The organism is Amphritea sp. GJ51-11, from assembly GCF_055808735.1.
Genome location: NZ_CM147881.1, coordinates 3252597 through 3265689, shown reverse-complemented (window position 1 = coordinate 3265689; position 13093 = coordinate 3252597). Strand labels below are relative to the sequence as shown.

Annotated in this window: 9 protein-coding genes; 4 read left to right on the top strand and 5 right to left on the bottom strand. The window is 47.9% G+C overall.

Annotated elements, in window-relative coordinates; genetic code table 11:
- Positions 1 to 1033: 1033 nt before the first annotated feature.
- From AC0L4K_RS14615 to AC0L4K_RS14600, 4 genes are all read left to right on the top strand, one after another.
- Complete coding sequence (locus AC0L4K_RS14615; protein WP_473266877.1) at positions 1034 to 2800, top strand: SLC13 family permease; 1767 nt, start codon at positions 1034 to 1036, stop codon at positions 2798 to 2800.
- Positions 2801 to 2862: 62 nt separating this feature from the next.
- Complete coding sequence (gene cysQ, locus AC0L4K_RS14610) at positions 2863 to 3642, top strand: 3'(2'),5'-bisphosphate nucleotidase CysQ (RefSeq protein WP_473266875.1); 780 nt, start codon at positions 2863 to 2865, stop codon at positions 3640 to 3642.
- 1637 nt (positions 3643 to 5279) lie between these two features.
- A complete protein-coding gene (galE, locus tag AC0L4K_RS14605; RefSeq protein WP_473266873.1) occupies positions 5280 to 6290 on the top strand; it encodes a UDP-glucose 4-epimerase GalE in 1011 nt (336 codons plus the stop codon).
- Between the two features lie 428 nt (positions 6291 to 6718).
- Positions 6719 to 7165: an REP-associated tyrosine transposase gene (locus AC0L4K_RS14600; protein WP_473266872.1), complete on the top strand. Its 447-nt coding sequence runs from the start codon at positions 6719 to 6721 to the stop codon at positions 7163 to 7165.
- A 388-nt stretch (positions 7166 to 7553) separates the two neighbouring features.
- Here the strand turns inward: AC0L4K_RS14600 and AC0L4K_RS14595 are convergent, their stop codons facing one another.
- The 5 genes from AC0L4K_RS14595 to galU are packed head-to-tail and all read right to left on the bottom strand — an operon-like array spanning position 7554 to position 13086.
- Positions 7554 to 8924, bottom strand: a complete 1371-nt coding sequence (locus tag AC0L4K_RS14595; protein ID WP_473266870.1) for a phosphohexomutase domain-containing protein — start codon at positions 8922 to 8924, stop codon at positions 7554 to 7556.
- Positions 8925 to 8940: 16 nt separating this feature from the next.
- A complete protein-coding gene (locus AC0L4K_RS14590; RefSeq protein WP_473266868.1) occupies positions 8941 to 9297 on the bottom strand; it encodes a hypothetical protein in 357 nt (118 codons plus the stop codon).
- Positions 9297 to 10562 carry a nucleotide sugar dehydrogenase gene (locus tag AC0L4K_RS14585; RefSeq protein WP_473266866.1) on the bottom strand — a complete coding sequence of 422 codons (1266 nt, stop codon included), beginning with the start codon at positions 10560 to 10562 and terminating at the stop codon, positions 9297 to 9299. Before AC0L4K_RS14585 ends, AC0L4K_RS14590 begins: the two co-directional genes overlap by 1 nt.
- Entirely contained in the window at positions 10559 to 12196 is a 1638-nt protein-coding gene (pgi, locus tag AC0L4K_RS14580; RefSeq protein ID WP_473266864.1) for a glucose-6-phosphate isomerase, read from the bottom strand. The genes AC0L4K_RS14585 and pgi overlap by 4 nt, the downstream gene beginning before the upstream one ends.
- A 5-nt stretch (positions 12197 to 12201) precedes the next feature.
- Positions 12202 to 13086, bottom strand: coding sequence for a UTP--glucose-1-phosphate uridylyltransferase GalU (galU, locus tag AC0L4K_RS14575; protein WP_473266863.1), 885 nt, complete (start codon positions 13084 to 13086; stop codon positions 12202 to 12204).
- Positions 13087 to 13093: the final 7 nt, after the last annotated feature.

The window sequence follows — 13093 nt, the reverse complement described above, 5'->3', positions numbered from 1 at the left end:
GCTTTTTTGATGTTGTGTAGGTTATTAGTGTGATTTGTGACTGACTGCTTAGCCATTGTTGAATATCGGTAAAGTTGTCTAGTGGAACGCTATGGAACGACAGTATTAGATCTGATGTGACCTGAGCACTGAGGCGTTTTAGAAAACAAACAATTGTTTCGCTGTCCGGTTTGCTATCGGTCATTAGCCAGTATAGCTTGCCTCTAAAATCTTGCGCGTAGATAAAATAGCCGCTCAATCCCGCTTCTTTTTGTTCCGGAGATAGAGATAGTGTGCCAATGCCGCCCTTTAATACTTTGCGGGGTCTTGCTTTAGCTTTTTGGGTTTTACTTTGAATGCTTTGTTGATTAGCGGCATCTGCGCAGTGTTCAGTGTTCAAACGGCGAGTATCAATGGCATCACTATAGGGCTGATGTTCACCGTTGTTGAATTCAGGATGGTATAAGCTGAGCCAAGCTTGCGCCGAATCGATTTTATCGGTCGGCGGTGCGGATATTCCCCAAGCTTTTAGGTGACGGCTGACCGTTTTGGCTGAAATCGATTGTTGCTGATGACTGAACCAAGCTTGAACGGCCTGACTATCCCAGAGATGATTATTCTCTGGTGAGTTGGTTAGCATGAATTTCAGACATTCATCGGGAGAGCCCGGTCCAGACGGTAAAATAACCTTACGTCGTCCTCGCTTACCGGTATTCACTGCTTCCCATCCACCTTCTGTAAAACATTTATAGGCAGATATAATGGTGGGGTTTGACAGGCCCGTTTTCTGTTTAATAGAGGCAAGTGTTTCTCCGCTAAGACGCAGCTGTACGGCTTCTTTTCTAAGCTTGTTTAGCGCTATTGGAGAAAGTTTCTTGCCATTCATGATGAATATTCCTGAGTTAGAATTGAGATCATACAAAATTGGCGGTATGCTGACAATCATTCTTTGTTAAACATAATGTGTCCTAGTCTGGTTGTTGGTCCGTATGCATGACCTTAGTCAGCCAAATACGTTGAATAACCAGCATGACACCAACTTAAAAGTCGGAATATGGATTTTTCAGCCGTATTAACACTGGTTCTTCTTGGATCGGTGCTTTTGTTATTGGTATTTAGCCGTATAGCGGCGGATATGGTTTTAATGGCCGCTATGGGGACTTTGATTATCGCCAAGGTGCTGACCCCTGCTGAAGCCTTGGTCGGTTTCTCTAACCCTGGTGTGATCACTATTGCTGCTTTCTATGTTATTGCCGCAGGTCTTAAAGAGACGGGCGCTGTCCGCTGGATCGGTCAGTTATTACTCGGCTTGCCGGAAAGTGAAAAACAATCGTTGTTGCGAGTAATTTTACCGTCCTCCTTGTTAAGTGCCTTTATGAATAACACCGCGGTCGTTGCTATGTTTATTCCTGCTGTACAGGATTGGGCGCGACGAATCAAAATTCCCGTTTCTAAGCTTTTGCTGCCACTGAGTTATGCGGCTATTCTTGGTGGCACCTGTACGCTTATCGGCACCAGTACGAACCTCGTTGTCGATGGTTTATTGCAGGCTGAGACAGGTGTGGCGCTGGGAATGTTTGATCTCGCTTGGGTTGGCGTTCCAGTGCTTATTTTAGCTGGCGGGTTGATTGTCTTGTTAGCTCCGCTGTTATTGCCGGATCGTAAAGGTGTGGTTGAACAACTTGAAACCGCCCGAGAGTATGTTGTTGAGTTGGTTGTTAGCCCTAGTGGGCCTATTGTTGGAAAAACCGTTGCTCAGGCGGGTTTAAGACAGCTGACCTACGGCTATCTTGTTGATATCAAACGGCGGGGACTTCTGTTGACGGCTGTTTCCCCCGATGTGGTGCTAGAGGCCGATGATGTTTTGGTGTTTATCGGCGCCCCTGAGAGCGCTCATGAGTTACGTGGGGTGCGAGGGCTTGTTCCGCGCCATGATGATTTTGAAAAGTTGGATATCGCCATTCAAGAGCGGTGTCTGGTTGAAGCGGTTATAGGGCCCGAGTTTTTTGGCCTTGGACAAACGATTAGAGAATCACGTTTTAGGGGGCGTTTTCGGGCGGCTATTTTATCGGTGTGTCGCCAAGGGCAGCGGCTAGACGGTAAGATTGGTGACGTTCGTTTACAGGTGGGTGATACTCTGTTGATGGAGGCTAGCGATGACTTCGTGAGTCAGTATCGCTCGCGTAGAGATTTTCTGTTAGTCAGTGCTTTGAACGAATCGACGCCGCCCGATTTTGCTAAGGCTCCCTTTGCTATCGGCACATTGTTGATGATGGTGTTGGTTAGCGCGGTGGGCTTACTCTCAATTTTAGAAGCATCTATTTTAGCCGCAGGCGTCATGCTGGCAAGTCGCTGTGTGTCGGTATCGCGAGCACGCCGCAACGTTGACCTTTCGGTATTGATTGTTATCGCTTCATCATTTGCTCTCGGCGCGGCCATGGTAAAAACCGGTAATGCTCGTATGATAGCAGAGGGGTTGTTGTTTTTTGATGGGATTACGCCTTGGCAAGCACTGATATTGATGTACTTGATTACAGTTTTGTTCACTGAGTTGATTACTAATAATGCGGCGGCGGTATTGATGTTTCCGGTGGCCATGGCACTAGCCAATCAACTGGGGGTAAGTTATATGCCCTTTGTGGTAGCGGTGATGTTTGCCGCGTCTGCCAGTTTTATAACCCCGCTGGGTTATCAAACTAACCTGATGGTATACGGCCCAGGAGGATACCAATTTACCGATTACGCGCGCTTGGGTATACCGTTGAGTATCACGGCGGCGGTGGTGTCATTGACATTGATTCCGCTAGTCTGGCCGTTTTAGTCAAAAGCCTCGTTTCAACTGATTATTTGAAAGCTTAACAATTTTAAAGAGAGATGGACGCCATGTTTAACAATCAGGATATTATCGCCTTGGCTAAACAAGCCGGCACTGCGATTATGGAAATCTATCAACGGGATTTTGAAATCTCTGAAAAGACTGATGCTAGCCCGCTGACTGAAGCTGATCTAGCCTCTCATCATTGTATTGTTGATGGTTTGAAACAACTGACCCCTGAGATCCCCGTTTTATCTGAGGAGTCGGGTGCTGATGAGCATCAGGATCGTATGTCGTGGCAGACGTATTGGTTGATCGATCCGCTGGATGGCACCAAAGAGTTTATTAAGAAAAATGGTGAGTTCACGGTCAATATTGCTTTGATTGATAAAGGTGTGGCTGTTTTTGGCGTGGTTTATGCGCCTGCACTCGGTGTTACCTATTGGGGTGATGCCGAGGGGGCATTTAAAGAGGAGAGCGGCCAAGTAGCGCCGATTACCGTCTCTAGCCTTCCTAACGAGGGAAGCGTTTGGCGTGTTGTGGGTAGCCGTTCGCATCAGAGTGATGAATTTAAAGCCTTTGTTAAAGGGCTGCCAGAGACCGAAGTGGTATCGATGGGCAGTTCGTTGAAGCTGTGTTTAGTGGCTGAGGGTGCTGCTGACCTGTATCCGCGTTTGGGGCTGACCAGTGAGTGGGATACCGCCGCAGCCCATGCGGTTGTGACTGCCGCGGGAGGTAAGGTACTGCAATATCCTGAATTGACACCGTTGTTATACAATACCCGACCAGAAACCCTGTTGAATCCCTTTTTTATTGTCTGCGCAGATCGTTCTGATAAGTGGGCATAGGTTTCCTTCCCTCTGTGTAGAAGCCGTACCCTCACGGCGAAGATGTTTGGTTATTGTAATTTAATCGCGACGAGGGCGTCGCTCGCTACAGGTATGGTGCATTAGCGGATTATTGCGCCATCCGCCGATCATTTTGATCGCACGGGATATGGTGCATTATCGGATTATTGTGCAATCCGTCGATTATTTTGATCGCACGGGATATGGTATTTTTGTAGGAGCCGTGCCCTCACGGCGATTATGTTGGTTAAATCGCGACGAGGGCGTCGCTCGCTACAGGGTATGGTGCATTAGCGGATTATTGTGCAATCCGCCGGTCATTTTGATCGCACGGGGTATGGTATTTTTGTAGGAACCGTGCCCTCACGGCGAAGATGTTTGGTTATTGTAATTTAATCGCGACGAGGGCGTCGCTCGCTACAGGGTAGGGAGCATTAGCGGATTATTGTGCCATCCGTCGATTATTTTGATCGCACGGGATATGGTGCATTAGCGGATTATTGTGCTATCCGTCGATTATTTTGATCGCACGGGGTATGGTGCGTTAGCGGATTATTGTGCCATCCGTCGATTATTTTGATCGCGCGGGATATGGTGTATTAGCGGATTATTGTGCAATCCACCGATCATTTTGATCGCACGGGATATGGTATTTTTGTAGGAGCCGTGCCCTCACGGCGATTGTTTGGTTCGTGGGGATTATCGCGACGAGGGCGTCGCTCGCTACAGGGTATGATGTATTAGCGGATTATTGTGCCATCCGCCGATTATTTTGAGCGCACGGGATATGACGTTTTTGTAGGAGCCGTGCCCTCACGGCGAAGGTGTTTGGTTATTGTAATTTAATCGCGACGAGGGCGTCGCTCGCTACAGGTATGGTGCATTAGCGGATTATTGTGCTATCCGCCGATCATTTTGATCGCACGGGGTATGGTATTTTGGTAGGAGCTGTGCCCTCACGGCGATTATGTTGGTTAAATCGCGACGAGGGCGTCGCTCGCTACAGGGTATGATGTATTACCAGATTATTGTGCAATCCGCCGATCATTTTGATCGCACGGGATATGACATTTTTGTAGGAGCCGTGCCCTCACGGCGATTATGTTGGTTAAATCGCGACGAGGGCGTCGCTCGCTACAGGGTATGATGTATTACCAGATTATTGTGCAATCCGCCGATCATGTTGATCGCACGGGGTATGGTATTTTTGTAGGAGCCGTGCCCTCACGGCGAAGATGTTTGGTTATTGTAATTTAATCGCGACGAGGGCGTCGCTCGCTACAGGTATGGTGCATTAGCGGATTATTGCGCCATCCGCCGATCATTTTGATCGCACGGGGTATGGTATTTTTGTAGGAGCCGTGCCCTCACGGCGAAGATGTTTGGTTATTGTAATTGAATCGCGACGAGGGCGTCGCTCGCTACAGGTATGGAGCATTAGCGGATTATTGTGCCATCCGTCGATTATTTTGATCGCACGGGATATGGTGCATTAGCGGATTATTGTGCTATCCGTCGATTATTTTGATCGCGCGGGATATGATATTTTTGTAGGAGCCGTGCCCCCACGGCGATTGTTTTGTTGTGGTTTGATCGCGATGTTTTTTCCCCTTAAATGAAATTGATAGGATATTGATATGGCAATTCTGGTAACAGGTGGGGCAGGATATATTGGCTCTCATACGGTGGTTATGCTGCTTAATGCTGGCTATGAAGTCGTCGTTTATGACAACCTATGTAATAGCCACCCGGAAGTGTTTAACCGGATTGAAACCATAACCGGTAGGCGTCCAGCGTTTGTTGAAGGAGATATCCGTGATCGTGCAACGCTTGATGCGTTATTTGCTGATTATACGATTGAATCGGTTATTCATTTTGCGGGTTTGAAAGCGGTGGGTGAGTCGGTAGAAAAACCGCTGCTTTATTATAAGAACAATGTTGAGGGATCGCTTACGCTGTTCGACGTTATGGCTGATCATGGTTGTAAGCGTATTGTCTTTAGCTCATCGGCTACGGTGTATGGTGATCCCGCTAGTGTTCCTATTCGTGAGAATTTTCCGACCTCAGCGACGAACCCCTATGGCCAATCAAAATTAATGATTGAGACCGTTCTCAATGATTTAGCGACGTCTGATGCGCAGTGGCAAATTTCGTTGTTGCGCTATTTCAATCCTGTAGGTGCCCATGAAAGTGGTCTGATTGGTGAAGATCCACAGGGTATTCCTAATAATTTAATGCCATTTGTTGCTCAAGTAGCCGTTAAAAAACGGGAAAAACTTAGTGTGTTTGGCGGAGACTATCCGACTATCGATGGCACCGGGGTGCGTGACTATATCCACGTAGAAGACCTTGCTGCGGGCCATTTGTGCGCGCTTAATGCTTTGACGAGTGAGCATGGTTGTAAGGCTTATAATCTTGGCACGGGTAACGGTTATTCCGTTTTACAAGTGGTGAATGCATTTGCAGACGCTTCTGCTAGGGATATACCGTATCAAATCGTTGAGCGTAGGTCTGGGGATATTGCTGAGTGTTATGCGGATCCTGAGTTTAGTGAAAAGGCGCTCGGTTGGAAGGCTAAATATGATTTACAGCGTATGGTGGAAGATCACTGGCGTTGGCAATCAAAAAACCCGGATGGATATAGATAGATCATAATTATTTGTACGGGTTTCTACGTGACTTTGTAGAGGTGCTGATTTTTTTGCTTTAATCGAGACGGTGATGGTGCTTTTGTAGAAGCCGTGCCCCCCACGACGATTGTTTGGTTCGTGGGGATTATCGCGACGGGGGCGTCGCTCGCTACAGGGTATGGTGTATTATCAGATTATTGTGCTATCCGCCGATTATTTTGATCGAACTGGGTATGATGCTTTTGTAGGAGCCGTGCCCTCACGGCGATGTGTTTGGTTCGTGGGGATTATCGCGACGAGGGCGTCGCTCGCTACAGGGTATGGTGTATTATCAGATTATTGTGTTATCCGGCGATTATTTTGATCGCACGGGATATAACATTTTTGTAGGAGCCATGCCCTCACGGCGATGTGTTTGTTATAGCGTTTTGTTGTAAGGTGAAAAGATGAAAGGGAATTCATCAGGGCTGCGTAAGGGGCGTTATTCAGAGTACGGTCGTATATATTTGGTTACGTTCGTAACCTTCGCAAGAAAACCTATTTTCAATGATTTTGCTTTAGGTCGTCAGGTCGTAGACGTTTTTCGTAACGAATCAGAATTTACCGATACATTAGCTTTTGTTGTAATGCCTGATCATGTTCATTGGTTGCTTCAGCTTAAAACAAAATCTTTGAGCGATACGTTGAAAACGGTTAAATCGTTGTCTTCGAGAGAGATTAAACGATCGTTAGGAGTGTCAGGTATTATTTGGCAGAAAGGGTTTCATGATCATGCAGTGAGGCGGGAAGACGATTTAATAGGTATTGCCCGTTATATAGTAATGAATCCAGTTAGGGCGGGGCTAGTCAGGAATATTAGGGAATATGCTTTGTGGGATGCCGTGTGGATATAATTAAGCCGATTGCTTAGGTTGTGGTTTGATCATGACGGGTGGGTATATTTGTAGGAGCCGTGCCCTCACGGCGATTATGTTGGTTAAATCGCGACAAGGGCGTCGCTCGCTACAGGGTATGATGTATTAGCAGATTATTGTGTTATCCGGCGATTATTTTGAGCGCACGGGATATGACGTTTTTGTAGGAGCCGTGCCCTCACGGCGAAGGTGTTTGGTTATTGTAATTTAATCGGGACGAGGGCGTCGCTCGCTACAGGTATGGTGCATTAGCGGATTATTGTGCAATCCGGCGATTATTTTGAGCGCACGGGATATGACGTTTTTGTAGGAGCCGTGCCCTCACGGCGATTGTTCGTGATGAGGGCATTGTTCTCTATGGGTATCTTTATGCTCTGAGCAAACTAAGTAACTCGTCTGTTTTCGCTTTCATCAGGGCTTCGTCACCGCGGGTTTCGACATTCAAACGGACGACCGGCTCAGTATTGGATGAGCGCAGGTTGAAACGCCAGTTACCCATATCAAGGCTGATCCCGTCGGTATAATCGATGGCGACAGCGTTGTCTTTATAGCTCGCTAGCACCCGTTCAATAGCCGCTTTAGGGTCGTCTAACTTACTATTGATCTCACCAGGGGATGGATATTTAGTAATACGGTCGTCAACGAGTTGAGACAGCGTCTGGCATTTTTTGCTAATCAGTTCTGCAACCAGTAACCAAGGTACCATTCCGCTATCGCAATAGAAGAAATCACGGAAGTAGTGGTGGGCGCTCATTTCGCCGCCATAAACCGCATCTTCTTCACGCATACGTTCTTTAATAAAGGCATGTCCGGTTTTGCTTTGAATCGCTCGGCCTTGGCTTGCTTCGACAATATCCAGGGTATTCCAGGTTAGGCGAGGATCGTGGATGATCGCAGCACCGGGGTTTTTGGCCAAGAACGCTTCTGCTAGCAATCCAACGATGTAGTAGCCTTCAATAAAGCGGCCATTTTCATCAAACAGGAAGCAGCGATCGAAGTCGCCATCCCAAGCAATGCCCATATCTGCTTTGTGTTCTAATACGGCGGCGATGGTATCGGCACGATTCTCTTCCAGAATGGGATTCGGGATGCCATTGGGGAAAGTACCATCAGGCTGGTGGTGTATTTTGATAAACTCGACCGGTACTGAAGTCGCTTTAAATTGGGTTTCTAACGCATCGATGACATGTCCTGCGACCCCGTTACCCGCATTGACGACGAGTTTCAGCGGCTTAAGGTCTTGCAGGTCAATATATCCCTCTAAGTGTTCAACATAGGCTGCCAACGTATCGACCTGTGCATAGCTGCCGCGATTGGCTTCATTAGGTGCTTTGAAGTTGTTTTCGCGGGCCATCTGTTCGATATCATTGAGTCCGGTGTCACCACTGATGGGGCGTGAGCCTTTACGAACCAGTTTCATGCCATTGTAATCTTCTGGATTATGACTGGCTGTGACAACGATACCTCCGTCGGTATCAAGATGAGACGTAGCGAAATAGATCTCTTCAGTGCCGCATAGACCAATATCCAGAACATCGACACCGGAATCTCTCAGGCCATTAGTTAACGCCTGTTTGAGTGACTCGGTGGACAGGCGCATATCACCGCCTACCACGACGGTTTTGGGCTTTAAAAACTCAGCATAGGCACGGCCAATACGGTAAGTAAGGTCTTCATCCAGCTGAGTGCCAAGCTGACCGCGGATATCGTAGGCTTTAAAACAGGCTAGTTTGCTCATGGCGTTTCCCTGAAGGCTATAAATGTGAGGAATTTGAATAAAAATATTGTCCGATGCGCCAAGCAAGCCAGGGCATAAAGATAATGGCGATACCTGTTAGATTGGCATACATGTCATACAGTGAAAAATGTCGATGCGCTAGCAGCCATTGCTGAATAAATTCGGCGCTGCAAGCAAGAGTAAGTAGGCAGATAATAAACATCCCCACAAAGCGGCGCGAAACGGCCCAGAGACCGACTAGGGTCATTGCGGCAAACCCTGCGAGATGACCAAATTTATCCGATTGATTAAATAGCGATGGAGGCGGTGTTTGGCGAAATAAGCCATACAGCAATGCGGCGGCGCATAGGCAGAAAATAGTTTTTCTAAGCATTATCGGCCTATACCAATATAGGTGAAACCGTATAGTTCTAGGGCGGCTTTATCAAAGATATTACGTCCATCTATGATGAGTGGTTGACGCATAGATTGAAGCAGTTGCTCATAATCTGGTGACCAGTATTCGGGCCATTCAGTGACGAGCAGTAGGGCATCCACTGCTTGAGTCGCCTCATAGGCATCCTCACAGACGCTGATGAGGGGTTCTGCGGCATAGTGTTTCTGTAGATTGCCTAATGCTTCAGGATCATGCACTTTAACATGTACACCCTGTGCTAATAATGCATCAATGATTTTTAGGCTAGGGGCATTATCAATATTGGCAGTCCCCGGTTTGAATGAGGCGCCCCATATGGCAACGGTTTTATCGGCAAGATCGCATTGGTAATGTTGCCAGAGCTTTTTAAAGAGTAGCTCTTTTTGGATTTCATTCTCAGAGATAACGGTCTTTAACAGCGAGTTTTGTCCGCGTTTTTCAAAAATATCGGAAAAGCGGGCGATATTCTGGTTGAAGTTCTGCCCACCAAAGCCACAACCTGGATCTAAGTAGTGGCTGCCAACCCGAGGGTCGGTTCCCATGCCTTCGCGAATAATATCAATATCCACGCCCATCTGATCTGCAAGGTTGGCCAGTTCATTGATATAACCTATACGAATGGCTAGCATGCCGGTGATCGCTAGCTTGGCGAATTCGGCCTCCCGGCTAGTCATGAGCAATAGATGACTAATATTTTGCAGGAAGGGGCGAATCAGTGACCGGGTCATGGTTGTCGCCCAGTCATTCTGACTGCCAATCGTAATACGTTTGGGTTGGCTGAACCCTTGAAGTGCCTTACCTTCCTGGAGGTTGTTGGGGATATAAACAACCACCTGGTTAGCGCTTTCATTGAGATGGCATTGCAGCTTATCCGTTGCTCCCACACCAAAATTACACTGGTTTATGATCAGCAGATTTTCGGGGACAGCGCTGGCTAGGTTTTGAATAATTTGTTCGGCGGTTGCAAACTCATTGTGCTCGAGTGCTAACCAGTGAATATTAATTTTATCATCGCTTGAACTTGTCCGTTGGAGTCGACCGGCTTGCATTTGTAGCTCAATCTGATCAAGCAACCCGGGTTCATCACGTAGGGCGGAGATATCGTGTAGGGCTTTATGCAGTTGCGTATCTGGCCCTTCGATGCGTACATGGTTGCCCGCTCTCGCTAAACAGGCGGCGGCTACCCAAGCCGTTAGATCAGCTCCATACACTTTTACATTCATGAATTAGCCTCCTGACGCTGTTGCTGGACAAAGCGGATCAAGCCTTGGGTAGAGCTATCGGTGTTAGTCGATGAGGTGTCAGCGAGCTGATCCAGCAAGGATGTTGCGACCTGTTTACCCAATTCTACACCCCATTGGTCGAAGGGATTAATCTCCCAGATCACCGATTGGACATAGACTTTATGTTCGTACATGGCAATCAGGGCGCCAAAACTTTCTGGGGTCAATTCATCGATCATTAGCGTCGTGCTAGGTTGGTTACCTCGATAACGCTTATGGGAAGGTGCGTTATCGGCATTATCCAACACACTGTCACCCAAGGCCAATAAGCGTGATTGAGCGAGGCAGTTTGCCAGCGCTAATTGATGTTGCGCCCGCAGCTCTTCACCGTACTCCTGATAACGCAGTGCCGGCGCGATAAAATCACACATGACCGATTCAGTGCCCTGGTGAAGCAGTTGGTAAAACGCATGTTGTGCGTTCGGGCCGACTTCACCCCACAGAATAGGGCAGGTTGAATAATCAAATTGATCGCCATTCAAGGTAACACTTTTGCCGTTACTCTCCATCTCTAACTGTTCAAGATAGGCTGGCAGGTGTTGCAAACGGCCATCATAGGGTAGTACCGCATGGGCGTGGATATTCAAGAAGTTAATATTCCAGACACCGATCATCGCCAGTAATACCGGTAAATTTTCAGTCAGAGGTGCGGTACGAAAGTGGCTGTCCATCTCGTGGGCGCCCGCGAGCATTTTCCGGAAATTACTATTACCTGTGTGCAACGCAATGGCCATGCCGATTGCGGACCACATGGAATAGCGGCCCCCAGTCCAGTCCCAGAAGTGTAGTTGGTTCTTTTCGGGAATGCCCCATTCAGTCGCTTTCGCTGGGCTGGCGGTAATGCCGATAAAGTGATGTTGGCTGATCAGTTCGACGGGTAAGCCGCTAGCATTGACTAACCACTCTCGTGCTGTATTAGAGTTTGCCAATGTATCGATGGTCGAGAATGACTTGGAGGATACGATAAATAGCGTCGATGCCGGGTCGATTCGGCTGAGTAGTCTTGCCAGTTGGCTGCCATCCATTGACGAAACAAAATGGATATCAATATCGCGGATTTCATCGGCGGAAAACATATTTAATGCGCGGCAGGCCATCAACGGCCCAAGATCGGAGCCGCCCACCCCGATATTCACAACGTTTTTGATCGGGCCGCCATCATAACCACGCCATTGGCCATTATGAATCTGTTCAACCAACGTTTCCATCCGTTCTAATGAACAGTGGATCTCTTTCGAGATATCGGTATCACCTAAGAACAGCGGCATCTCTTTTGGCTGACGTAGTGCGGTATGCAGTGCGGGCCGATTCTCCGATGGGTTAACATGTTCGCCACTGAACAGTGCTTCTATTTTTTGCGGCAGCTGTTGCTGTTGCGCTAATGTGATCAGCCGTTCCAGAGTGTCTTCTGTGATTCGTTGCTTCGAAAAGTCAGCCAGACAGTGGGCGGCACTGAAGCTGAGCTTTTCAAAGCGCTTATCATCATCGGCAAACATCTCTTTGAGGTGTTTAGTGCGCAGCTCTTCGGCATGGAGGTTCAGAGCAGCCCACGCTGGGGATTGATCAACGGTCATAAATATCAGCCTTGTTGCGCGAGAAACAGTTTAAACCCTTCAGCGGTATCCGGATGCTGCAGACCATAAGCGACATTCGCCTGTAAGAAGCCCAGTTTATTGCCGCAATCGTAGGTTTTTCCGGTCATCCGATAGGCTTCAACCGTTTGTTCTCGAAGCAACTCATCCAGTGCATCGGTGAGCTGTATTTCATCTCCAGCTCCAGGTTTAGTGTCGGCTAGCAGAGCCATCACGCGCGCGGGCAGGACATAACGGCCGACAACAGCTAGATCGGAAGGCGCTTCGTCAACATTGGGTTTTTCAACCATACCTTTGATGGGTGTAGACTCACCTGCCGCGGGTTTTACACCATGACAGTCAGTAATGCCGTAAAGCTGTACTTGGTTTTGGGGCACGGATTCGACCATGATCTGAGCTGCGTTATGCTGCTCGAACGCCCGCACCATTTTTTGCAGATCATTTTCATTCTGCTGATAATTATTAACTAGGACATCCGGAAGAATGACCACAAATGGTTCATTATTGACGACCTCTGCAGCACAGTGAACCGCGTGACCTAAGCCTTTAGCTTCAGGTTGTCTGACCGAAACGATGGTGACATCCTTTGGAATGATATTGCGTACGGAGTCAAGAATGGCGGTTTTGTTTTTGAGTTCAAGCTGATGCTCTAGCTCATAGTGAGAATCGAAGTGATCTTCGATGGCTGATTTTCCGCTGCGGGTCACCAATATAATCTCTTTGATACCAGCTTTAACGGCTTCTTCCACAACATGCTGGATCACCGGTTTATCAACAACGGGGAGCATCTCTTTAGGAATGGCTTTACTGGCGGGAAGTACCCGGGTTCCTAAACCCGCTACAGGGATTACTGCTTTGCGTACGGTCGTCATGAGTGCT

Bases quoted from the DNA above. Each gene is read 5' to 3' on its own strand.
- cysQ (WP_473266875.1), top strand. From the start codon at position 2,863: ATGTTTAACAATCAGGATATTATCGCCTTGGCTAAACAAGCCGGCACT.
- AC0L4K_RS14590 (WP_473266868.1), bottom strand. From the start codon at position 9,297: ATGCTTAGAAAAACTATTTTCTGCCTATGCGCCGCCGCATTGCTGTAT.
- AC0L4K_RS14585 (WP_473266866.1), bottom strand. From the start codon at position 10,562: ATGAATGTAAAAGTGTATGGAGCTGATCTAACGGCTTGGGTAGCCGCC.
- galU (WP_473266863.1), bottom strand. From the start codon at position 13,086: ATGACGACCGTACGCAAAGCAGTAATCCCTGTAGCGGGTTTAGGAACC.
- AC0L4K_RS14615 (WP_473266877.1), top strand. From the start codon at position 1,034: ATGGATTTTTCAGCCGTATTAACACTGGTTCTTCTTGGATCGGTGCTT.
- pgi (WP_473266864.1), bottom strand. From the start codon at position 12,196: ATGACCGTTGATCAATCCCCAGCGTGGGCTGCTCTGAACCTCCATGCC.
- AC0L4K_RS14600 (WP_473266872.1), top strand. From the start codon at position 6,719: ATGAAAGGGAATTCATCAGGGCTGCGTAAGGGGCGTTATTCAGAGTAC.
- AC0L4K_RS14595 (WP_473266870.1), bottom strand. From the start codon at position 8,924: ATGAGCAAACTAGCCTGTTTTAAAGCCTACGATATCCGCGGTCAGCTT.
- galE (WP_473266873.1), top strand. From the start codon at position 5,280: ATGGCAATTCTGGTAACAGGTGGGGCAGGATATATTGGCTCTCATACG.